Source organism: Flagellimonas sediminis, assembly GCF_010500845.1.
Taxonomy (GTDB): domain Bacteria; phylum Bacteroidota; class Bacteroidia; order Flavobacteriales; family Flavobacteriaceae; genus Flagellimonas; species Flagellimonas sediminis.
The window spans coordinates 205,367-228,585 of sequence record NZ_JAAAMI010000005.1 but is presented as its reverse complement, the minus strand read 5'-3'; the positions used below and the strand labels follow the sequence as shown (position 1 = coordinate 228,585).

At 43.7% G+C, this 23,219-nt stretch carries 24 protein-coding genes; 10 read left to right on the top strand and 14 right to left on the bottom strand.

Annotated elements, in window-relative coordinates; translation table 11 throughout:
• Nucleotides 1-2: 2 nt before the first annotated feature.
• On the top strand, nt 3-896 hold the full coding sequence (locus tag GTK07_RS11825; RefSeq protein ID WP_163635445.1) for a DUF4249 family protein: 894 nt from the start codon (nt 3-5) through the stop codon (nt 894-896).
• 2 nt (nt 897-898) lie between these two features.
• Here the strand turns inward: GTK07_RS11825 and GTK07_RS11820 are convergent, their stop codons facing one another.
• Nucleotides 899-2,221, bottom strand: a complete 1,323-nt coding sequence (locus GTK07_RS11820; RefSeq protein ID WP_163635444.1) for a GntP family permease — start codon at nt 2,219-2,221, stop codon at nt 899-901.
• A gap of 56 nt (nt 2,222-2,277) precedes the next feature.
• On the opposite strand from GTK07_RS11820, the gene GTK07_RS11815 reads away from it, so the two are divergent.
• Nucleotides 2,278-2,514 carry a DUF6095 family protein gene (locus GTK07_RS11815; RefSeq protein ID WP_163635443.1) on the top strand — a complete coding sequence of 79 codons (237 nt, stop codon included), beginning with the start codon at nt 2,278-2,280 and terminating at the stop codon, nt 2,512-2,514.
• On the opposite strand, the gene GTK07_RS11810 is transcribed toward GTK07_RS11815, so the two are convergent.
• Nucleotides 2,511-3,215, bottom strand: coding sequence for a DUF4294 domain-containing protein (locus GTK07_RS11810; RefSeq protein ID WP_163635442.1), 705 nt, complete (start codon nt 3,213-3,215; stop codon nt 2,511-2,513). The two genes, GTK07_RS11815 and GTK07_RS11810, sit on opposite strands and share 4 nt — an antisense overlap.
• A 102-nt stretch (nt 3,216-3,317) precedes the next feature.
• Here GTK07_RS11810 and GTK07_RS11805 point away from each other — a divergent pair, with 102 nt between their 5' ends.
• Entirely contained in the window at nt 3,318-4,406 is a 1,089-nt protein-coding gene (locus GTK07_RS11805; protein WP_163635441.1) for a M42 family metallopeptidase, read from the top strand.
• 133 nt (nt 4,407-4,539) lie between these two features.
• Nucleotides 4,540-5,094 (top strand): NUDIX hydrolase, encoded by a 555-nt coding sequence (locus tag GTK07_RS11800; RefSeq protein WP_313790805.1) that lies wholly within the window; start codon nt 4,540-4,542, stop codon nt 5,092-5,094.
• Here the strand turns inward: GTK07_RS11800 and hisS are convergent.
• From hisS to rpsF, 5 genes are all read right to left on the bottom strand, one after another.
• On the bottom strand, nt 5,078-6,466 hold the full coding sequence (gene hisS, locus GTK07_RS11795) for a histidine--tRNA ligase (RefSeq protein WP_163635440.1): 1,389 nt from the start codon (nt 6,464-6,466) through the stop codon (nt 5,078-5,080). The genes GTK07_RS11800 and hisS overlap by 17 nt on opposite strands.
• 165 nt (nt 6,467-6,631) lie before the next feature.
• Nucleotides 6,632-7,102 (bottom strand): DUF6495 family protein, encoded by a 471-nt coding sequence (locus tag GTK07_RS11790; RefSeq protein ID WP_163635439.1) that lies wholly within the window; start codon nt 7,100-7,102, stop codon nt 6,632-6,634.
• 101 nt (nt 7,103-7,203) lie between these two features.
• Entirely contained in the window at nt 7,204-7,656 is a 453-nt protein-coding gene (gene rplI, locus GTK07_RS11785; RefSeq protein ID WP_163635438.1) for a 50S ribosomal protein L9, read from the bottom strand.
• Between the two features lie 13 nt (nt 7,657-7,669).
• Nucleotides 7,670-7,966, bottom strand: a complete 297-nt coding sequence (gene rpsR / locus GTK07_RS11780; protein WP_072882551.1) for a 30S ribosomal protein S18 — start codon at nt 7,964-7,966, stop codon at nt 7,670-7,672.
• A gap of 3 nt (nt 7,967-7,969) precedes the next feature.
• Nucleotides 7,970-8,308: a 30S ribosomal protein S6 gene (gene rpsF, locus GTK07_RS11775; protein ID WP_119641296.1), complete on the bottom strand. Its 339-nt coding sequence runs from the start codon at nt 8,306-8,308 to the stop codon at nt 7,970-7,972.
• Nucleotides 8,309-8,544: 236 nt separating this feature from the next.
• Between rpsF and GTK07_RS11770 the strand changes: the two genes are divergently transcribed.
• Complete coding sequence (locus GTK07_RS11770; RefSeq protein ID WP_163635437.1) at nt 8,545-9,237, top strand: LytR/AlgR family response regulator transcription factor; 693 nt, start codon at nt 8,545-8,547, stop codon at nt 9,235-9,237.
• Here the strand turns inward: GTK07_RS11770 and priA are convergent, their stop codons facing one another.
• From priA to nadC, 3 genes are read right to left on the bottom strand one after another with little or no spacing between them, the layout of a single operon-like run.
• Nucleotides 9,238-11,694, bottom strand: a complete 2,457-nt coding sequence (gene priA / locus GTK07_RS11765; protein ID WP_163635436.1) for a replication restart helicase PriA — start codon at nt 11,692-11,694, stop codon at nt 9,238-9,240.
• Between the two features lie 30 nt (nt 11,695-11,724).
• Entirely contained in the window at nt 11,725-12,750 is a 1,026-nt protein-coding gene (locus GTK07_RS11760; RefSeq protein ID WP_163635435.1) for a YihY/virulence factor BrkB family protein, read from the bottom strand.
• Nucleotides 12,751-13,608, bottom strand: a complete 858-nt coding sequence (gene nadC, locus GTK07_RS11755; RefSeq protein ID WP_163635434.1) for a carboxylating nicotinate-nucleotide diphosphorylase — start codon at nt 13,606-13,608, stop codon at nt 12,751-12,753. It lies immediately after the preceding gene.
• A gap of 93 nt (nt 13,609-13,701) precedes the next feature.
• Here nadC and rlmH point away from each other — a divergent pair, with 93 nt between their 5' ends.
• Entirely contained in the window at nt 13,702-14,175 is a 474-nt protein-coding gene (rlmH, locus tag GTK07_RS11750) for a 23S rRNA (pseudouridine(1915)-N(3))-methyltransferase RlmH (RefSeq protein ID WP_163635571.1), read from the top strand.
• A 69-nt stretch (nt 14,176-14,244) separates the two neighbouring features.
• Here rlmH and serA read toward each other — a convergent pair whose 3' ends face one another.
• Together serA and GTK07_RS11740 are read right to left on the bottom strand one after the other, a co-directional pair.
• Nucleotides 14,245-16,137, bottom strand: a complete 1,893-nt coding sequence (gene serA, locus GTK07_RS11745) for a phosphoglycerate dehydrogenase (protein ID WP_163635570.1) — start codon at nt 16,135-16,137, stop codon at nt 14,245-14,247.
• Between the two features lie 158 nt (nt 16,138-16,295).
• Entirely contained in the window at nt 16,296-16,748 is a 453-nt protein-coding gene (locus GTK07_RS11740; RefSeq protein ID WP_163635433.1) for a methyltransferase family protein, read from the bottom strand.
• A gap of 59 nt (nt 16,749-16,807) precedes the next feature.
• On the opposite strand from GTK07_RS11740, the gene GTK07_RS11735 reads away from it, so the two are divergent.
• The 4 genes from GTK07_RS11735 to GTK07_RS11720 all read left to right on the top strand — a co-directional run bounded on the left by GTK07_RS11735 (nt 16,808) and on the right by GTK07_RS11720 (nt 21,948).
• A complete protein-coding gene (locus tag GTK07_RS11735) occupies nt 16,808-17,389 on the top strand; it encodes a non-canonical purine NTP diphosphatase (protein ID WP_163635432.1) in 582 nt (193 codons plus the stop codon).
• A gap of 140 nt (nt 17,390-17,529) precedes the next feature.
• Nucleotides 17,530-19,311 carry a DEAD/DEAH box helicase gene (locus GTK07_RS11730; protein WP_163635431.1) on the top strand — a complete coding sequence of 594 codons (1,782 nt, stop codon included), beginning with the start codon at nt 17,530-17,532 and terminating at the stop codon, nt 19,309-19,311.
• 75 nt (nt 19,312-19,386) lie between these two features.
• Nucleotides 19,387-20,166 (top strand): carboxypeptidase-like regulatory domain-containing protein, encoded by a 780-nt coding sequence (locus GTK07_RS11725; RefSeq protein ID WP_163635430.1) that lies wholly within the window; start codon nt 19,387-19,389, stop codon nt 20,164-20,166.
• Nucleotides 20,167-20,259: 93 nt separating this feature from the next.
• Nucleotides 20,260-21,948 (top strand): alpha-amylase family glycosyl hydrolase, encoded by a 1,689-nt coding sequence (locus tag GTK07_RS11720; RefSeq protein ID WP_163635429.1) that lies wholly within the window; start codon nt 20,260-20,262, stop codon nt 21,946-21,948.
• A gap of 7 nt (nt 21,949-21,955) precedes the next feature.
• On the opposite strand, the gene GTK07_RS11715 is transcribed toward GTK07_RS11720, so the two are convergent.
• Both GTK07_RS11715 and GTK07_RS11710 read right to left on the bottom strand, forming a co-directional pair.
• Nucleotides 21,956-22,480, bottom strand: a complete 525-nt coding sequence (locus tag GTK07_RS11715; RefSeq protein ID WP_163635428.1) for an SRPBCC family protein — start codon at nt 22,478-22,480, stop codon at nt 21,956-21,958.
• Nucleotides 22,481-22,522: 42 nt separating this feature from the next.
• Nucleotides 22,523-23,176, bottom strand: coding sequence for a TrmH family RNA methyltransferase (locus GTK07_RS11710; RefSeq protein ID WP_163635427.1), 654 nt, complete (start codon nt 23,174-23,176; stop codon nt 22,523-22,525).
• Between the last annotated feature and the right edge of the window lie 43 nt (nt 23,177-23,219).

Below are 23,219 nucleotides of genomic sequence, written 5' to 3'. Positions count from 1 at the left end.
TTATGAAAAAAGAAATCATCTACCTATTGGCCTTTACCTTATGCTTTTCTTGTGAGGATGTCATCGATGTTGACCTGCCGGAAACAGAACCCAAACTGATTGTTGAAGGACTTTTACGGGTGGACAAAAGCGAAGAGTTCATTAATGTGGAGATTAAAATGAAGGAAACCAGCAATTATTTTGATGAAAACCAACCTGTACAGGTGGAAAGCGCTGTGATCACTTACGGTAGACCTCTGAACGATGGGCTTTTTGAGACCTTGGCCTTCTCCTCTTTGGCCGAAAAGGAACCGGGAACAGGTATCTATATTCCAGACCCCAATTACTCCTCTGATCAGCGCATCAGGACATCGGCAGCAGAACCGGGTATCGTCTTTATTTTGGAAATTACCTATCAAGGAAAATACTATTATGCGCAGACCGAATATGCCCCTACCGTTCCGCTGGATAATCTGGAACAGGGGGACGGTACCCTTTTTGAAGACGATGAGACCGAAATGATCGTAACCTTCACGGATGATTCCGAAGCGAACAATTTTTATGTGTTCGATTTTGATTTTGGGGAATTTTTGACCGTCGAGGACCAATTTTTTCAAGGACAGCAGTTCTCGTTTTCGTATTTCTATGATGATAGCCTAGATCCAGGTCAGGAAGTTACCGTAAGCATACTGGGGGCTACAGAGGAATTTTACAACTATATGGACCTAATTCTGGAACAGACCACGAACACCGGAGGGGTCTTCCAAACCCCTATTGCAACGGTACGGGGCAATGTATTTGATGTTACCGGTTTGGACAACATCAATATTTATGACAATGTAGAGCGCCCCAACGATTACGCCCTGGGCTATTTTGCGGTGGTACAGGAATATTCCCGGACCGTTACCATACAATAGGTCTATAAAATCATATAAAGAAGTAAGACCATAACAATACCTACGGTTCCCTGTAGCAAGGTACCCATGGTATGTCCTCGGAGTGCGGTCTTTACATTCATGTTCGAAAATTGGGAAACCACCCAAAAATAGCTATCGTTGATATGGGACACCGTCATGGCCCCGGCCCCAACGGCCAAAACGGCCAATGCCTTATCCGAAATACCAAGCAAACCAAAGGTTTCCAGCAAAGGAGCAATAATGGCAGATGTAGTGATGATGGCCACGGTAGAAGATCCTTGGGCCGTTTTCAGGATAGCAGCAATGACAAAAGCGATCAAAAGCCCGCCCATACCTGTACTGGACTCCAAGTTGATGAGTGATGCGATATCAATGGTCCGCAATATGGCACCAAAAGCGCCCCCTGCCCCTGTGATCAATACAATGGACCCCGCTTGTTTGAACGCTTCTGCCACCCAACCTTCTTTTTCTTTGGAAGGTACTTTTTTTCCCAGTGAAAAAGCGAAAAACACTCCGATCAACAAGGCAATCACGGGGCTCCCCAAAAAGTCCAAAATTTTGAATACCCAACCATTACCCAAAGGGTAAGTAGGGTAATTGACAACAGATTTTAAGGCAATCAATATGATTGGCGCCAACAAAGGCATAAAGGCCTGAATGGGTTTGATGTCATAACCGGTTTCTTCAGCTTTTTCTTTAACTGCTGCCACTTCCTCATCTTCTTTTAAGGATTTACCGATATACGTCGCCCAAAAATAACCGGTCAAGGAAACGGGAATCGACACCAATAGCCCCAAGAGCAGCACCAGTCCCAAATCGGCTTCCAAAATAGCCGCCGCCGCCAAAGGACCAGGGGTTGGCGGCACAAAAACATGTGCAGAATACAGCCCTGTGGCCAAAGCAATGGCAAAAACCAAGGCAGGTATCCCCGTTTTTTTACTAATGGCCTTGTTCAATGAGGAAAGGATGATGAACCCCGAGTCGCAGAAAACCGGGATGGAAATGACATATCCGGCAAGGTTAATGGCCAGTGGTGATCGTTTTAACCCTATCCATTTTAAAATACTGTTGGCCAATACCTGTGTACTACCCGTTTTCTCGAGATAAATCCCGATAACGGTTCCAAAGGCAATTACCAAACCGATTCCTGAAAGTGTCTTTCCAAAACCATCCCCGATGGTGGCCATGATATCCTGGGGTGAAAGCCCTAACAAAAAACCAGATGCCACGGCCGCAAGAGTGAGCGAGAAGATAGGGTGCATCTTAAACTTTACAGTGGCCAAAATGATAAAGAGGACAACCACCGCAAGAACTAGTATTTCCATGGTCAATTTTTGTGCATTACCCTCTAAATATAAGTTAATATTCCTACTTTGGTCCTATGAGGCGAACCGACAAGGAACTTTTGGTCAAAGGCATAAAATCATTCGGATTTACCGTATTGGCAATGTTCATGGGGCCTTTTTTGATCTACGAGGCCTTTAAGAACGAAGACCATTTTCTTTATATCCCCGTATTGATCTTGGGTCTTTTGTTCGCTGGATTGGCCATTTATCTGGGATTCCGTTCGGTAAGTATTGTGATGGATGCCCTTTTTGGAAAAAAGACCAAGAATTAATTTTTAGAGGTAGGAGATTTACTTTTCCACTTGTTGGTCAACTGGGCATAATCGTAGTCCAAAACCGATTTTTGACGGACCAATTGATTCGCCGAAAAGGCACGTTGCAAGATATCCTCAATCAAATAATCCTCAAGGACTTGCTCAGGCAAAAACTCCTCTTTTAAACTGATTTTGAACATACTGGCTGTAGTGTTGTACCAAAAGGCCCTCCACCCGCTCCGTAATTCCTTTACCAAATCAAAAGCCGTTTCCCCAGTCTGTCTGTGTATCAATTTGACCAAAATCTGCCCTTCGGTACGGGTCAATTTTTTCAATTCCCCTGAAAATTCTTCCTCTATATATTTCTGGACTTTTTTGGTGTATTTTTTCTGATGGCGCTTCTTCGTAATGTGTTGTAGACTATCGTTCAACTCCACCAAACGTTCAGCGGCCAATTTTGCATATGGGTATACCTTTAAGGTCTTTCTGCGTAGGATCAAATAGCGGAGCCGTTCGTTCTTGTCCGCAAACTCCAACTTTCCAAAAATGTAGACTTCATCGAGCTCAATGGAACTCAATAATATGGAATCTCCCTCAAACCGGACGTAGTAATCCTCCACGGTATCCTTCGGAAACAAAATAGAATCCTTTTCGGTCTCCTGGGAAAACCCAAGGAACCAAATCATGAGGAAGACACCTAAAATAGCACTACGAAACATGCGGTTCATTTGTCAAAAGTCCAGCCAAAATTACATATAAAGGTATGATTTGGCTATTAAATAAAAGTGAATATTCTTATGTTTGTGTACTAAATCAGACGTATGGCATCAGCTAAGATCATCAACAAAAAATCCCTTGAATTTCTAGAAAAATATCTGAACAACCCATCGCCCACGGGCTACGAATGGGAAGGTCAGAAAATTTGGATGGACTACCTAAAACCCTATGTAGATGACTTTATAACGGATACCTATGGTACCGCGGTGGCCGTCATCAACCCAAAGGCAAAATACAAGGTGGTCATAGAGGGCCATTCCGATGAAATTTCCTGGTATGTCAACTATATTACCGATAATGGGCTGCTTTATGTTATCAGAAACGGAGGCAGTGACCATCAGATAGCCCCATCCAAATGGGTGGACATCCATACCAAAAATGGTGTGGTGAAAGGTGTTTTTGGATGGCCGGCCATCCATACCCGTGACCGAGCCAAGGAAGAATCCCCAAAATTGGAAAACATCTTCATTGACATCGGTGCCAAAGACAAGGCCGAAGTGGAAAAAATGGGCGTGCACGTAGGTTGTGTAATCACTTACCCCGACCAGTTCCAAATTTTGAACAAGGACAAATTTGTTTGTCGCGCCCTGGATAACCGTGTAGGTGGATTTATGATTGCAGAGGTGGCCCGATTGCTTCATGAGAACAAGAAGAAACTACCTTTTGGATTGTATGTGACCAATTCTGTACAAGAGGAAATTGGTCTTCGTGGTGCCGAGATGATCACACAGACCATTAAACCTAACGTAGCCATCGTAACGGATGTTTGCCACGACACCACCACCCCGATGATCGACAAGAAAAAAGAAGGGGAAATCTTAATCGGTTCAGGACCTGTGGTTTCTTATGCTCCTGCGGTGCAGAACAAATTAAGGGAACGCATCATTGAAACGGCCGAAGGAAAAAAGATTCCTTTCCAACGCCTAGCCGCATCTCGCTATACTGGCACGGATACTGACGCCTTTGCCTATAGCAATGGCGGTGTGGCCTCGGCCTTGATCTCCCTTCCACTGCGCTACATGCACACCACGGTGGAAACCGTGCACAAGGAAGACGTGGAAAATGTGATTCGATTGATCTATGAAACCCTATTGACCATAAAAGAGGGGGAAACGTTCAGTTATTTTGACTAACTAAAGGTCATTCTGAGCGCAGCGAAGAATCTGTATAAAGTATTATATTCTTCAGTCGCAAAGCTCCTTCAGAACCACCGTTGAGAACTAAGTGTCCACTCGACTACGCTCGAAGTGACAATTTCTTATCTTTATGGGTATGGATGAATATGTGGACATTTTGGATGAGCAAGGTAACCCAAAGGGGCAGTCCTGTTTAAAATCCGAAGCGCATCGGAAAGGTTTACTACATCCCACCATCCATGTGTGGCTGTACACCCAAGATGGTCGGGTGTTGATCCAACAACGGGGCAAACACAAGGATACCCATCCCCTACTTTGGGATGTTTCCGTTGCGGGACACGTGTCTTCGGGCGAGGAAATTTCCGTAGCTGCCGTACGCGAAGTACAGGAAGAAGTTGGTCTTACCGTTTCCGAAAAGGATTTGGAACCTATCGGCACCTTCAAAGCCGTGCATAAAATCTCTGAAGACTTTATCGATGCCGAGTTCCACCATATCTATCTTTGTAAATTAAAGGTTCCTCTGACCGCATTGACCAAGCAGGACAGTGAAGTGGATGATCTGGCGTTGATTCCCCTGTTCAAATTTGCCGAGGAAACCTGGGGGCTGGCCAATGTTGCCAAGTATGTGCCCCACGGTCCCACTTATTACAAAACCATCGTAAAGGAAATTAAAAGTCGGATTTGATGGTTTCGGCAAATTGTTGGACAGCATCGAAGTCGTACGATTTTTGGTCACCCGTTTTCATGTTCTTGACCACAAATTTTCCTTCAGCAAGTTCCTGTTCTCCCAATAGAATCACATAGGGGACATTTCTTTTATCGGCATATTTGAACTGTTTTTGCACTTTGGCATCAGACGGGTATAAATCAGCACGAAGGCCAGATTTTCTTAAGGTTGACACCAACTTCAAGGAAGCCAATCCCTCACCCTTACCGAAATTGAGGCAAAGCACATCCAAAGAAGTATCCAAACTATCGGGGAACAGGTTTAATTCTTCCAACACAAGGTAAATACGATCCAATCCGAAGGAAATCCCCACGCCACTTACATTTGGAAGGCCAAAAATGCCGGTTAGGTCGTCATAACGGCCACCACCACCTATGGAACCCATGCTCACCCCTTCGGGAGCGGCTACTTCAAAGATGGCACCGGTATAGTAGTTGAGTCCTCTGGCCAAGGTCACGTCCAATTGTAAATGAGCGGATTGTAAACCAATCATGTTTACTGTGGAAATAATTTCCTCCAATTCGGAAAGCCCACGCATACCTACTTCTGAGTTGGCAAGTAAGGTTTTCAATTGCTCCAATTGCTCTGAAGCGTTTCCTTTCATTTCAAACAAAGGCTGGGCCTTGGCTATGGCGTTCTCAGAAATGCCTTTTTCCATCATTTCTTCCTTCACCTTCTCCTCTCCTATCTTATCCAATTTATCCAGGGCCACGGTAAAATCGATCAATAAATGTTTGGCGCCGATCACTTCAGCAATGCCCAAAAGAATTTTTCGGTTATTGATCTTTATGGTACAGCCCTTCAATCCCAAATCGGTAAAAACGGCATCGTACAACTGCACAAATTCCACTTCTTGCAACAACGAATCGGCTCCTACTACATCGGCATCGCATTGATAAAACTCACGGAAACGTCCTTTTTGGGGCCTATCGGCACGCCAAACCGGTTGAATTTGATAGCGTTTAAAGGGAAAATCAATTTCATTTTGGTGCATGACCACATAACGCGCAAAAGGCACCGTAAGATCATAACGAAGAGCCTTTTCAGAGATTTTGGGGGTAAGCGAAGTTGAATTTTTGGAACTGTAGGTCACATCGTCCACCTTGGATATAAAATCGCCGGAATTCAAGATCTTAAAAATCAGGCGATCTCCTTCATCCCCATACTTGCCCATCAAGGTCTCTGAATTTTCAAAAGACGGGGTCTCTATCGGCATGAAACCAAAGGTTTCAAAATGTTTTTTGATGCTTTGGATGATATAATTACGCTTTGCGACCTCTGCAGGTGAAAAATCGCGGGTTCCCTTGGGTATGGATGGTTTTTGTGCCATGTAATTTCAAATTCTCGTGCAAATATACGGTTTTGGGTAAAGGATCAAGGGCATGGGGATGAAAGGTTAAGGGATTCTTCAGTCGCTTCGCTACATTGGAATGACATTTTTATATGCTAATGAATAGCATCCTTTCCCAAAAACCATTTACCCTAAACCCCTGAATCATTCCATAATTTGCTCGAACCACTGGTAGAGTTCCCCTTTGGTGATTACAGCCCCTTGTTTAATGATTTCAAACTTGTCCACGTTTTTATCTTCCCCATAGGCTTTGGAAGCGGTCAGGTATTCCACAAAATCGGACTGAAAGTTACGTTTGAACCAATCGAAACCGACTTTGGTCCGTAGGTCTATTTCAGGATTCATCACCTTTACGGAAAGGAGTTTCATCTCTTTGTCGGTCAAGTGGAACAAATGCATGTGCCGTTCCGAAATATTTTCCAGATATTCCACTTTGGAGAGTACTCCTTCCCAGATCAGGTCACTGAACACATCGATTTCCTCCTCGGCCACCTCTGGCTTCTCGGCCTTAATGGTTTTCCACTCTTTGGCCGTAATGGACTGTGTGGCCAAAAAGTTGATGAACTCAGGATGTAACTCCTCCAACTGTTCTTTTGAAAGTCTTTTGTATTTCATGCTGCAAAAATAATCGGTCTGGGTTTGTCCCAAAAAAATCAAAATAAAAAAAGAGCCATGCGAACACGGCTCCTTTATTTCCAAATACTTATTACAGTATGTTACTTCGTTTCAGCGATAACCTCAAAAGGAAATTCCACAACAACTTCCCTGTGAAGTCTGATGACTGCTTCGTAAGGCCCCACTCGCTTGATCGCTCCACCTTTGATATTGATGAACTTTCGCTCGATTTGGTGTCCTTCTTTGTCCAAAGCCTCTGCCAAATCAATATTGGTGACAGACCCGAACAATTTGTCACCTGCACCAGCTTTGGCAGCGATGCGGATCTGTAATTGTTTTAGGGCTTCGGCAACTTTAGTGGCCTCATCAACAATTTTCTTCTCTTTGTGGGCTCTTTGCTTAAGGTTCTCGGCCAAAACTTTTTTGGCAGATGGAGTAGCCAATGTGGCCAAACCTTGTGGGATAAGGTAGTTTCTTCCGTAACCGTTCTTTACGGAAACGATATCATCCTTAAATCCCAAATCTTGTACATCTTCTCTTAGAATAAGTTCCATTCTTCGGTATTTTTTATTTCAACATATCGCCTACGTACGGCATTAACGCAATGTGACGGGCGCGCTTAACGGCCTGGGCCACTTTTCTCTGATATTTCAAGGAAGTACCGGTAAGTCTGCGAGGAAGCAATTTTCCTTGCTCGTTCACCAATTTCATCAAGAAATCAGGATCTTTGTAATCAATGTACTTAATACCTGATTTTTTGAATCTACAATACTTCTTTTGCTTGTTGGTCTCAATGTTCAGAGGGGTCAAATATCTAATTTCCCCGTCTTTTTTTGCTTTTGCTTGTTGTTCAATAGATGCCATAACCTATGCCTTTGCTTTTAATTTGGTTCTACGTTTTTCTGCCCAAGCAATAGCATGCTTGTCCAGCTTAACGGTCAAAAAACGCATAACGCGCTCATCTCTCCTGAATTCCACCTCGTAAGGACCGATGGCCTCACCAGGGGCGGTGAATTCGAACAAGTGGTAAAAACCACTTTTCTTGTGCTGAATGGGATAGGCCAATTTTTTAAGTCCCCAATCTTCCTTGGAGACCATTTTGGCACCATTGTTAATCAAAAAATCCTCGAATTTTTTGACTGTTTCCTCTATCTGTGTTTCAGACAGAACGGGATTCAAAATGAAAACAGTTTCGTAATGGTTCATTATATTATATTTAAAAGGAGCGCAAAAATAGTAATATTTCCATCACCTTGCAAGAAAAGCAAAAAAACTTCGTTTAAAGTACAAGAGTTATCAACAATAACAAACCCAATAAACCTAAATAACGTATATGGCAATATACACAACAAAATATACCATGTTTACATCTTTTGTTGTTCCTAACCGTCATTTTTGTGTAATTTGCCGATGATTTAAAACCCTACAAATCACCCCATTCTATGAAATTAAAAAGTATAATTGTAGACGATTCTTCCATGCAGCGGATGGCCGTTGCCAAATTGGTCAACAATCATCCACATCTTGCTTTGGTTGCTGAATACAGTAACGCCATTGAAGCCAAAAATGGCCTGAAAAACCACGACATCGACCTTATTTTTCTTGATGTAGAGATGCCTATCATCAGTGGTTTTGACCTTTTAGAGGCCCTAGAGAACCCACCACAGGTAATCCTGATCACCGGAAAACCTGATTATGCACTTAAAGCTTTTGACTACGATGTAACCGATTACCTTCACAAACCTATTACCTTGGCCCGTTTTGAAGCCTCCGTGAAAAGAGCCGTTGCCAAATTCGAGCAAATGAACAGGGTAGATGAGGACGAGGAGCACATCTTTGTAAAGAGCAACCTTAAAAAACGTAAGGTTATCCTAAACGACATTAAATGGGTAGAAGCGTTGGGAGATTACATCAAATTGGTCACCGATGAGGCCAATATCGTAATCCTTTCCACTATGAAGTCTTTCGAAAAGCAATTGCCTACCGAAAAATTCCTTCGCATCCATAAATCTTATATTGTGAATCTGGAGAAGATAGAAAAATTCAACAGCAAAAATGTTGAAGTTGGGGGGAGACAGATTCCATTGAGCCGAAACAAGAAAACCGAGCTGGCTGAAGCACTTGCCAACGTATAATTATATGTGGTCTACATTGTAGACCAATCGTACACTTTTATACTTGGAAATAGCATTAAAAGATCTTTCGATTCTTTTAATGCTATTTTTTGTTTGTAACAACGGGTAATCCCGCGGGATCTTAACCAGTACATTCTTTAAATAATCCCTTCGGATGCGGGCCACAGGAGGATATTCCGGGCCCAGAACAGGTGTCTTGAGTACATTGCACAATGAACTGGCCAACCAGTCCGAAGCCTCGTTCAATTTATTGAAATCCCTGTCCTTTAAAGTGATCTTGATGATCCTCACCAAAGGTGGGTATTTGAACTGTTCCCTTTCGTACAACTGCTCAGCGAACATTTTGTCATAATCATTGGTGGTCACCTGCTGCAAAATCTGGTGGTACGGATTGTAGCTCTGAATCAACACCTTCCCGCGTTTTTGGGTGCGTCCTGCCCTACCCGCCACTTGGGTAAGCATTTGAAAACTACGCTCATGGGCACGATAATCCGGGAAATTGAGCATGGTATCCGCATTCATGATGCCTACCAAACTTACATTCCTGAAGTCGAGACCTTTGGTCACCATTTGGGTACCCACCAAAATGTCTATTTCTTGGTTTTCAAAAGCCGAAATGATTTTTTCATAGGCATATTTGCCCCGTGTGGTATCCAAATCCATCCGCCCGACGGTTGCTTTGGGGAAAAGCTCTCCCAATTCTTCCTGAATCTGTTCCGTACCGAAACCCTTTTTATCCAAAGTGGTATTCCCGCAGGCCAAACACGCTTGTTGCAAGGCCATGTGGTATCCGCAGTAATGACAGCGCAGTTGATTTCTATGTTGATGGTAGGTCAGGCTTACATCGCAATTGGGGCACTGGGCCACATGCCCACAAGTGGTACACTCCACCACGGGCGCAAATCCCCTTCGGTTTTGGAAAAGAATCACCTGCTCCCCTTCTTCCAAGGCCTCCGCAATGGCGTTGATCAAGATTTCCGAAAAATGACCTTTCATCCGTTTCTTTCGGGTGGCCTCCTTAATATCCACTAAATTGATTTCGGGCATTAAAACATTTCCGAATCGGTAGGGAATGGCAGCATAGCCATACTTGCCCAACTTGGCATTGTACATACTCTCTATACTTGGGGTAGCAGACCCCAAAACCGTATCCGAACCATGGAGCGAAGCCAAAACTATGGCCGCATCCCTTGCATGGTACCTTGGGGCAGGATCAAATTGTTTATAGGAGCTCTCGTGTTCCTCGTCCACTACAACCAAACCAAGATTAGAAAATGGCAAAAACAACGAGGAGCGTGCACCAAGAACAATCTGGGCCTTTTCTGCGTTGTGCAGCACATTGTTCCAGACCTCCACCCTTTCATGAATACTGTATTTGGAATGGTATACCGAAACTTTGTTCCCAAAATAATGCTGCAACCTATTGATCAATTGGGAAGTCAACGCGATTTCCGGCAATAGGTAAAGGGCCTGTTTGCCTTCATCTAGGCACTTTTGGATCAATTTTACATATACCTCGGTTTTTCCAGAGGAAGTTACCCCATGCAACAGTACCGGTTTCTTTTCTTCAAAAGATGAACGTATAGCTGTCAATGCCTTGGTCTGGTGTTCATTCAAGGAAATATTCTTGGACTCGTCGGAGGCATCTCCATGCTCCACCCGATCCTTTCTGATGTAATATTCTTCCAGCACACCTTTATCGATCAAGGCTTTGATCACCGCTTTGGAACTGCCGCTTTCCCTTTCCAGGTCATCAATGGGAATTGGCTTTTTATTCTTGGCCTGTATCTGAAAAAGGGTCAATACCACTTGACTTTGTTTCGGTGCGCGGGAAAGCTCGTTCAGCAATTCCTCCAGTTGCGCATCACCACTGTAGGTGTCCGAAAGCTTCACATAGCGTACCATTTTGGGTTTGTACTGTTCGTAAAGCTCTTCCTTTTGAAGTACCACCCCTTTCTGCACCAAACGGTTGATGAGGGACAGTACATTCTTCTTGTCCACAATATCACTGATTTCGCCAATTTGGAGGTGGGTCTGGTGCTGCAGGGCCTCAAAGACCAAAAACTCATCATCCTGAAGTCCCATTTCATCCACTTGGACCTCTTTGTTCAACAACACCAAGGTCTCGCTTTCCAGCATGAAGGCACTGGGCAATGCACTACGGATTACCTCTCCCAAGGTACACATGTAGTATTCGGCGATCCATTCCCAATGTTTTAGCTGAAATTCATTGACCAAGGGGATTTCGTCCAAAATCTGATAGATTTCCTTGGGTTCATAGGCACTAGGGGCTTCACGGTGTACCCGATAAGCAATTGCGGTATAGATCTTGGATTTACCAAAAGGCACTGCGACCCTCATCCCCTTTTTAATAAAATCTGCTTCTTGCGATGTGATTTTATAGGTAAAAAGTCTTTCCAAGGGAATGGGCAGTACTACATCCAAAAAAAAGTCCATACACTATCTAAATTTTGCCAACCTTATCATTTATTGGTCCTCACTGATTTGTTGTGGTTGTTCTTCCAGTTTTTTGGCTCGCTCCTCTTGGTTTTTCCGATGTCTCCTACCTAAAGAATTCAAGGTGGCATTCAATTCAAATCCCAATAGTAAAATATTGGAATTCAGCCAGATATAAACCATCAGAATCAACAGACCCCCCAAAGCACCATAGAGCTCGTTGTATCGGGCAAATTTTTCCACATAAATACCGAACAGATAGGACGTCAACAAAAAAAGTAAGGTGGTCATCAGGGCACCTGCAGAAAAAAACCGTGCTTTTCGCCCTTCTGCCGTACCGAAATAATACAGAATGGCAGTAGTAAGGTAGGAAAGACACAAGAAGAACAAGATTTTAGCTACTTGTATTCCGACGGAATCACCTTTTGCCACATCATATCCTAATTTTTTTCCCAGATACTCACTGGTGTATTCCACAATATAGAATTCGAAATAAACGAAGGCCACAGCACCAATAATCAGGAGAATGGACAGAATAAGTCCCACCATTAAAGCATAGGCATACTGACGGAAAAAATTGCGCGTCAACTCTACGTGGTAGGAATTCTCGAACCCTCCAAAAATGGCATTCACCCCGTTGGCCACCAAAAAAATGGACAAAATAAAGGCTGAGGACAATAACCCCCCTTGTTTTTGATCTTTGATCTGTTGGTAAATATCTCCGAAATATTCACTGGTCGCCGATGGTAGAAAAGATTCCAGAAAATCCAGAAACTGGTGATCAAAATTGGCGTTGCCCACACTCACGTAAGGAATGATGAAGGGAATCAGTGTCACCAGAAAAATCAAAAGTGGGAACAAAGCCAAAAAGATACTGAAGGCAATGGAACTGGCTCTTGTGGAAACCGCCCCCCTCACAATACCCATCAAATACATTTCGATAAGATCATAAAAGGACATCCCCTCAAAAGCCTTGAGCTTTATTTTTTTCAATAGCCTCGCAATCCAATTGACCACGGGTATTTTTTCCAATTGGGCTTCAATGGCTTCGGACATTTACACCGCTTTTAAACTTAGATCCATATTGTATACTGAATGTGTCAAGGCACCGGAAGAGATATAATCGACACCACACTCGGCATAACGCCTAATGGTTTCTTCATTGATCCCGCCTGAAGATTCGGTCTGGCATTTACCCCCAATTCTTTTGACGGCTTCACGGGTCTCTTCATAATCAAAATTGTCCAAAAGTATCCGGTGTATTCCCTGAGATTTCAAGATTTCATCTACTTCGTCCAAGTTCCTGGCCTCCACTATGATCTTAAGATCTTTGCCCTTTTCTTTAAGGTACTGTTGCGTTTTTTGAATGGCCTTGGTAATTCCCCCCGCAAAATCGATATGATTATCCTTGAGCATGATCATGTCGTACAGGGCAAATCGATGGTTTTCACCACCGCCTATCCTCACCGCCCATTTTTCCAAAGCACGGATACCGGGAGTGGTCTTTCGGGTATCCAAAATCTTGGTGTCGGTACCATCCAAAAGGGAAACAAAGTCCTGGGTCTTCGTGGCAATGGCGCTCATCCGTTGCATGGCATTGAGCACCAATCGCTCTGCCTTAAGTATGCTTTGGGAACTACCTTCCACGTAAAAGACCACATCCCCATATTTTACAGGACTCCCATCTGTGACCAACACTTCCATTTTCAAATTGGGGTCGATGTATCGGAACACCATCCGGGCAAAATCTACCCCGGCAATGATGCCTTCGTCCTTCACCAAAAGTTTTGCCCTACCGGTCGCCGTGGCCGGAATACAGGCCAATGAGCTATGGTCGCCATCGCCCACATCTTCACGGACAGCGTTGGCAATGATCAAATCAAGTTCTTTCTTAAATTGTTCTTCGGATATCATTCCATTGGGGTTTCAACGAAAATAGTAAAAACATTGCTCCTTGTCCATGCTATTTCAATGCTTATTGTTTTGCCCGAATCATTATTTTTGGGCATGCAGATAACTTTGATAGCCATAGGAAAAACGGACAGGGCTGAGTTGGAAGAACTTATATCGATATATGCCAAGCGGTTACAGCACTATATCAAGTTTGAATTTCGAATTATCCCCGATATCAAAAACAGTAAAAATCTTTCCGAAGCGCAACAAAAAGAGAAGGAAGGCGAACTGATCTTGGCACAGTTGCAACCTACGGACACCCTTGTTCTTTTGGATGAAAAAGGAAAGCAATACACTTCTGTCGAATTTGCCGATTACCTCCAGAAAAGAATGAACAGCGGTATCAAAAACTTGGTTTTGGCGATTGGCGGACCTTATGGATTCAGCGAGGCAGTGTATGCCAAATGTTCAGGAAAAATCAGTTTGTCCAAAATGACCTTTTCGCACCAAATGGTAAGGCTGTTCTTGGTGGAACAAATTTACCGCGGGTTCACCATTTTACGGAACGAACCATATCATCACCAGTGATTTTTTAGATTTAAGAATCAAGAGACAAGTCTTTGCTCTTGCACCTAAAGCGAAGCGGTCTTTTATCTTTTAATAAAGTACCCTAAACTTGATGGTGTTTTCCACATTCTTAAGTTCCTTCACCACCTCTTTGTCGTACTCACGATCCAAGTCCGTGATCACATAACCCACCTCTGGGTCGGTTGAAAGGTATTGTCCGGTTATGTTAAGGCCGTATTTGGCCAAAACTTCATTGATCTTTGCCATGATGCCCGGTACGTTTTTATGGATATGCAAAAAGCGGTGCGACTTGTTCTGTTTTGGCAACCTAATATTTGGGAAGTTTACAGAATCTACCGTAGTTCCCGAGTTCATGTAATCCATGATCTTATTGGGTACAAACTCGGCAATATCACGTTGGGCTTCTTCTGTGCTACCACCAATATGAGGAGTCAAGATTACGTTGGGCAGGCCTTGCAACGGCGTTTCAAAAGCTCCGTTTCCTGCAGGCTCCACTGGAAAAACATCCACTGCGGCACCACCCAATTTTCCACTTTTCAATGCGGCGGCAAGAGCGTCGATATCCACTACAAAACCTCTGGATAGGTTGATGAGCATGGCGCCATCCTTCATCTGGTTGATCTCACGTTCCCCGATAAAGTTTTTGTTTGCCTTGTTGTCATCCACATGCAGGGTCACCACATCAGATACGGATAACAAATCTTCCAAACTGTTGCATTTTACGGCATTGCCCAAGGCCAATTGGTCGGCCACATCGTAATAATACACCCGCATACCGATTGCCTCGGCCAAAACGGACATTTGTTTTCCGATATTACCATAACCGACAATACCCAAGTTCTTACCACGGACTTCCCTTGAATTGGAAGCGGTTTTGTTCCACTCCCCATTGTGGATTTCGCTACTGCGGGTAAAAATGTTCCGCATGAGCATGATGATATGCCCTACGGCAAGCTCCACCACTGAACGGGTGTTGCTGTACGGCGCATTGAAAACCACCACTCCCTTTTTCCTGCTGTAATCAAGGTCAATTTGGGTGGTTCCTATACAGAAAGCACCGATTACCATCAATTTGTTGGCAGCGTCCAACACTTTTTTGGTCACCTGGGTCTTGGAACGGATACCCAAAACATGAACGCCTTTTAAACGCTCGATAAGTTCATCCTCGGACAAGCTATGCTTTACCAATTCCACGGAAAAACCTTCCTCGGATAGGTTTTGAAAAGCAGCGGGATGCACATTTTCAAGCAAAAGGATCTTGATTCTATTTTTGGGATATGACAGGTTTCTTGGTAAATCGTTCACAAATAAAAATTCATCTAGGTTAGGTGCCACGTGGTCGGCATTACTTGCCGCTTTTTCACGGTGCACATTTTCAGTGTAGGCAAAAAACTTATGGGCGATACCGGCCTCGCGCATCACATAATCGCTATAACCATCGCCAATGACCTGAACCTCTCCGTCCAGATCCAATCTTTTCAAACATTCAATTTTTCCGTTGTGGGCCGCCAGTACGTTGGTCTCATCAAAACCGATGATGTTACCTTCCTCATCAAATTTGAAAGTATTGGCATATACCCTATCGGAAGGGATGTTGTACTCTTTAACAATAGGATCGATAAATTCCTTGAACCCACAGGAAATCACATAGATGTCTTCTGAAAATTCATGGAAGAATTCTTTATTGGCCGCTATGGAACGGGATATTTTTTGACGAAGTTCGGCAACAAGGTTTTGAAGATCGGCTTTGTTGGCATTCAATAATCGTATCCTCCGCTCCAACGACTCAGTAAAGGAAATATCCCCATCTATCCCCAAATTGGTGATTTTCTGGATTTCCTTCACGATTTCATCCCTTTTCGGGTTGCCCTGCAAGGTCATTTCCGCCAAAACATCCAATGCCTCTACCCGGGTAAGAGTGCTATCAAAATCGAAAACATATTTTCGTCCAGCTTCCACCATGAATCGCTTCAAAAAAAATTAAAGTGTAAAATTACATATTAATTCATTGCTTGTAATCGCATCTTTTTAAAAACCTTACAGAATTGTGGATAAATCAAAAAACGCTTTCAAATTGTTTTAAATAGCACCCAAAAACGGAATTTCTACAAGTTTGCAATTCAGAACCAACGCCTTGTCAGTTTGCTATAGATTCGGTACTCCTTTCCAAATTTGGCTTCCAAATGTTGCTCTTCGCTTTTAATTTGAAATTGGTTCATATAGGATACAAAACCTGCCGCCAAAAGGGAATTAAAGGCGTTTCCAAGTTGAAGGCCTAAAGCGAGTAAAAACAGGAGCATCCCTAAATACATGGGGTTGCGGGTATAGGTATAGATGCCATTGGTGACCAATGTGGTGGTTTTTTGGGGGGCCAAAGGATCGGTGGTAGTCTTTTTCGCCAGGAATTGCACAATGGATATCAGGATCACCAAAAGCCCAAGTGCCAACAGTCCATAGGAAAGTTCCTTCCTGCCAAAAAAATCGAACTCCCCTATTGGGAGAAATTGGGCCAAGAGGTACATCAATCCACCAAAAACCAGCATGACCAAAGCAGGAGGTACTTTAAATTTCATTCTAAAATTGTTGTAGGGCGAAATTAGTACTTTTGAATTTCAATTGAAGCCAATACGATTTGAAACTTGTTTTTGCCACCCATAACGACCATAAACTGCGGGAAGTAAAGCAGCTCCTTCCCGATTCCATTGAACTTTTGTCCCTGAATGACATCAACTGTTTTGATGAAATTCCGGAGACAGGGTCCACTTTGGAAGAAAATGCGAAGATCAAGGCTGATTTTGTGACCCAAACCTATGGTTTCAACTGCTTTTCGGATGATACCGGACTATTGATCGATGCATTGGACGGTAGGCCTGGTGTTTTTTCGGCCCGATATGCAGGTGAAGGCAAAAATTCCCAGGACAATATGGCCAAGGTCCTGAATGAGCTGAAAGGACAAAGAAACCGAAGGGCCCAGTTCAAAACCGTTATCCATTTAAATTGGAACGGTTTGCCACATTTATTTGAAGGTATTGTAGAAGGCGAAATTACACATGGTCAGCATGGGGAAGGTGGTTTCGGATACGACCCTATTTTCATGCCATTCGGTTATGACCAAACCTTTGGCGAACTCCCACCCGGGACCAAAAATGCGATAAGTCACAGGGGAAGAGCCGTGGCAAAATTGGTCGCTTTCTTAAAAAACTCGCCTTCTTAGATCCCACTGATCATATTTAGCGTACCTTTGCCGCTTTATTAACGCCGCCGGTATGGGCAAGGTGTTGCGATGGGCTACTGGGATATACTAAAACCGCTCTATGCAACACAACATATTTGCGATCAAAGGTATATACCATTATGACAAAATTTGAAACCTTGGGGTTGAACCAACCCTTATTGGACGCTATTTCCGACCTAGGATTTGAAACTCCATCAGAAGTACAAGAAAAAGCAATCCCCATTTTATTGGAGCGAGACACCGATTTGGTGGCCTTGGCGCAGACCGGAACAGGAAAGACCGCAGCATTCGGTTTCCCGATGATCCAAAAAATCAATGTGGAGAGCAGAACTACGCAGGGATTGATCCTTTCCCCTACCCGTGAACTCTGCTTGCAGATCACAAATGAAATCAAACTATACTCCAAATACCTTAAAGGATTGAACGTAGTTGCCATTTATGGTGGCGCGAGCATTACCGAACAGGCAAGCCAGATCAAAAGAGGAGCGCAGATCGTTGTGGCCACCCCAGGTCGTATGAAAGATATGATCGGCCGAGGAATGGTCGATATTTCCAAAATTGATTATTGCGTTCTCGATGAGGCCGATGAAATGTTGAACATGGGCTTTTATGAGGACATCAAGGATATTTTGTCCAACACCCCTGAAGAAAAATTAACTTGGCTCTTCTCGGCCACTATGCCCAAAGAAGTGGCTTCCATTGCCAAAAAATTCATGGATAATCCCGTTGAGATTACCGTGGGAACCAAAAATGCAGGAGCCGCCACCGTACAACACGAATATTATACCGTTGGAGGAAGAGATCGCTACTCCGCCCTTAAACGCTTGGCCGATGCCAACCCCGGAATATTTTCAGTGGTTTTCTGTCGTACCAAACGCGATACCCAAAAAGTGGCCGAAAAGTTGATCGAGGATGGTTACAATGCAGGTGCACTGCATGGGGATCTAAGCCAAAACCAAAGGGATTTGGTGATGAACGCCTTTAGAAAGAAACAGGTACAGATGCTTGTTGCCACCGATGTGGCCGCACGTGGCATCGATGTGGATGATATCACCCACGTTATCAATTATCAGCTTCCTGATGAGATCGAAACCTACACCCACCGAAGTGGCAGGACCGGTAGGGCCGGGAAATCAGGTATTTCCATGGTCATCGTAACACGTTCAGAAATAAGGAAGATAAGATCCATAGAAAGTAAGATCAAGCAGGAATTCATACAAAAACAAATTCCCTCAGGAATTGAAATATGTGAGATCCAGTTGTACCATTTGGCCAATAAGATAAAGGACACCAAGATCAATAAGGAAATAGACAGTTACCTACCCGCCATTTATGATGTGTTGGATGGCATTGACCGTGACGAATTGATCAAAAAAATGGTTTCCGTGGAATTCACCCAATTCTATAACTACTACAGCAAGACCAAAGACCTGAATTCTTCCGAAGGCGGGAAAGAAAGAGGCGACCGGGAAGATTTCTCCAAGGACGATCTTCCATCGGAGGGATCTGTGCGTTATTTCATCAACATTGGAGAGCGTGATGGTTACGATTGGATGTCTTTAAAGGATTTTCTTCGCGATACCTTAAATCTGGAAAAAGAAGACATCTACAATGTGGATACCAAGGACAGTTTTTCCTTCTTCAATACTGATGCACAGCTTACCGAACTTATCATCCAAACCTTTACCGAATTTAAGGTTGACGGACGCTTTATAAACGTTGAAGTATCCACCAAGCCAGGAGGCGGCGGCGGCAAAGGCGGTGGCAAAAAACGTAGCGGTAGAAAAGGAGGAGGCTATCAAGGCGGTGGTCGCAAAGACAGGGGCAACAAGCCTTTCAAAAGTGGCAAAAAAGGAAATTTTGCCAAAAAGGGAGGTAAAAAGAGACCTGGTTTTTATTAGTTAATTCTATATTAAATCATAGCGGGATCCTGTTTATTTTTCTTTGTTTAGTACATTTATACCTACAAAGATTGCATGAGAAGAATTCTACTAACATTTTTTTTCTTGGTCTCCCTTATGGGCTTTGCCCAAACTGAGGAAGAAAATCAGGAAATAAGGGATATTACGGCCACGGTTGTCAATGCACAAACGGATTTTCCCTTGGAAAGTGTGCACGTCATCAACCTGAACCTGGTAAAGGGAACCATTACGGACCAAAATGGAAGGTTTACCATTTCGGCGGCCGTGAATGATACCCTTTACTTGTCCTACCTCGGTTTCAAGACACAAAAAGTACGGGTCACAAATGACATGTTCAGGTTTGGGGATACCAAAATTGCCCTAACAGAATTGGCTTACGCCCTAGAAGAAGTGATCGTTAGACCATATCAACTTACAGGTTATCTCGAAATAGATGTAAAGAACCTGCCCATCAACAATTCCCAACAATATAGCATTTCAGGATTGCCTACCAGTTATGAGGCGGGAAGCAAAAATCCCAGCGCGGTGACCAAGGTTTTGGGAGCCATTCTCAATCCAGCGGACCTGCTGCGGAACCTTTTTGGGAAAAAGCCCAGGCAAATGCGGAAACTTCGCCAAATTAAGGAAGATGATAACATCCGTGACCTTTTGGCGTCCAAATTTGACCGGGAAACCTTGATGGAACTTCTCCAGTTGGAAAAAGTGGATATTGAGGACATTTTGAACAATTGCAACTACTCCAAATCCTTCATCACTACAGCGAACGACCTCCAGATTTTGGACGCCATCTCAAGCTGTTATGAAGAATACAAGGTGCTGAACAGAAAACAGTAAAAGGGTTGAAGGCATAGTGGTCTCCGTGACCCGGCTATAAATAAATTTTCGAATTCCATATTCATTTTATAGCTTTAGACAAAATCCCAATTCATGAAAAAACTACTTGTCGTCATGTCCATGATACCCCTATTTTCAGGATGTAAGGAAGTTCCAAAGCAAGAAGAGACAACAGTGCAGGTAGCAGAACTACAAGAACCCAAAAAAGAGGTTCCCTTTGTTTGGGAAGGGGCCAATGTATATTTTTTGTTGACCGATCGTTTCAACAATGGCAACCCCAAAAACGATGTAAATTTTGACCGTACCGAAGAAACTGGGGTCTTACGCGGATTTGAAGGCGGCGACATCCAAGGCATCATTCAAAAAATAGAAGAAGGATATTTTACCGATTTGGGCGTAAATGCCATTTGGTTGACACCCATTGTAGAACAAATTCATGGTGCCACAAACGAAGGCACTGGCAATACTTACGGTTATCATGGTTATTGGACCAAGGACTGGACTTCCATGGACCCTAATTTTGGAACGAAAAAAGATTTGGCCAATTTGGTCAAAGTAGCCCACGGTAAAGGAATACGTATCCTTTTGGATGTAGTATTGAACCATACCGGACCTGTGACCGATAAGGACCCTGTTTGGCCCGATGATTGGGTAAGGACTGGCCCTACCTGTGAATTCACCACGTATGAAAACACCACGGAATGTACCTTGGTGGCCAACCTGCCAGATATCCTGACCGAATCCGATGAGCCTGTGGAATTGCCCGATGCCCTTTTGGCCAAATGGAAAGATGAAGGTAGGTTAAGCAAGGAATTGGACGAGCTAAACTTGTTTTTTGAACGTACCAATTACCCAAGGGCACCAAGATATTACATCATCAAATGGTTGACAGATTATATTAACGATTATGGCGTGGACGGCTTTCGGGTGGATACCGTAAAGCACGTGAACGAAAATGCTTGGGGAGACCTTTACAAAGAAGCCTGTTATGCCTTCGACATGTGGAAGAAGAAACATCAAGACAAGATTTTGGATGAAAACCCTTTCTATATGGTTGGTGAGGTATACAATTATGGCATTTCTGGCGGACGTGATTACGATTTTGGGGACAGAAAGGTGGATTTCTTCGGATATGGCTTCAAAAGCCTCATCAATTTTGAGTTGAAGAGTGATGCCAACAACACCTATGAGTCCATTTTTACGAAATACAGTAACCTCCTGAATACCAAATTAAAAGGAAAGAGTGTCCTGAACTACCTTTCCTCCCATGATGATGGCGCACCGTTCGATCGTGAACGTAAAAAACCATATAGGGCAGCCAATGTGCTATTGTTGACACCTGGGGCCTCCCAAATTTATTATGGGGATGAAACCTCAAGGCCATTGATCGTGGAAGGTGCCGAAGGTGATGCCAACCTCCGTTCGTTCATGAACTGGAAGGACTTGGACACGGTTCCCGAAATCCAGAAAATACACAAACACTGGCAAAAATTGGGGCAATTCCGAAGAAATCACCCCTCCATTGGAGCTGGCAAACATAAAATCTTGACCAAGGCTCCTTATGTATTCTCCAGAACCTATATGGAAGACGAATACAAGGACAAAGTGGTGGTGGGATTGGACCTGCCCAAAGGCAAAAAGTCGCTTTCCGTAAAAGGATTCTTTGGTGATGGCACTAAGCTGTTCGACACCTATTCCGAGACCGAAGTAATGGTCACCAACGGTAAAGTGGTATTGGAAAATGACTTTGATACCGCCCTTTTGGAACTGTTGGAGCAGTAGATTCCCGTTATTTTTCCAAAATATTTTTCAAATTGGACAGGCCTTCCTCAAAGTCTTTCCCGATTATTTTATCCATGTTCATGAACAACATCATAATACTCATGGGAAACTTGTTCTTGCCTGAAAATCCCCAAATCACCTTGGTATGGTTGTCATCCAACGCCTCAGAGATCAAATAAGCATCCGATGTAGATTTCCAAGGTTTCAGAAATCGGAGTTGGGTCTCAACCCGTTCCCCGTCCGCAATTTTGGTAATTTCCTGCTCCCCTTCCCCAACTTCCTTGTTTCCGTTCCAATAGCTGATCGCCCCTACCTCGCCATCGGTACCCGTAAACTTTTGCTCCATGTTGGGATCCCGTCTGGCCCACGGACTCCATTCATCCTGCTTTTTTAAATACTTTAATTGCTGAAAAACTTCAGATTTAGGCTTGGCAATTTCAACAGATCGCGAAACATCATACGTTTTAGGCGCAAGGGCGGCCAAAATCAGGATGAGCACTACAAGCCCCAAGAGGATATACAGGAACAACATAACGGTAACGAATTGGTTTACAGCTAAAAATACAAAAAATCCTCAGTCGGCATAATACCTTTTGATGATGCCTTTTACATGTTGAATGGATTTTTTCGTCCAGTCCAATCGCTTTTCAAGGATTTCGTCGTCGGTCAGGCACCAATCCAGTTGGGAGGTCCTTACTTTATGTGCCACCTCTTGGATGATGATAGCCGCCGCTACGGAAACGTTCAAGCTTTCCGAAAAGCCGACCATGGGAATTTTAAGGAATCCGTCGGCCTGTTGCATAACCTCGTCACTTAAACCCCCTTTTTCCGTGCCAAAAAATAGGGCCGACTTTTGGTCCGGGAAAAAATCGGATAACAGCGTGGAGTTGTCATGTGGTGTGGTGGCAATAATTTGATATCCTTGTTTTTTCAAGGCAGCCATGCAAGCAGTAGAGTTGTGGTATTTATACACATCTACCCATTTTTCAGCGCCCATGGCAATGTTCTTATCCAGCATTCTGGCGAAACGGTCCTCCACTACATGCACTTCCTGCACCCCGAACACATCACAACTGCGGATAATAGCACTGGTATTGTGCATTTGGAAGACATCTTCAATGGCAACGGTAATGTGCCGTGTACGAAGCTTTAACACCTCCAAAAACCGCTGTTTGCGCTCCTCGGTAAGGTATCCTTCCAAATAGGCCAAAAGATCGAGATCCATCATGGTGCACAAGATAGAAATTTTTGTAAAAGTTGGGTTTTAGAAG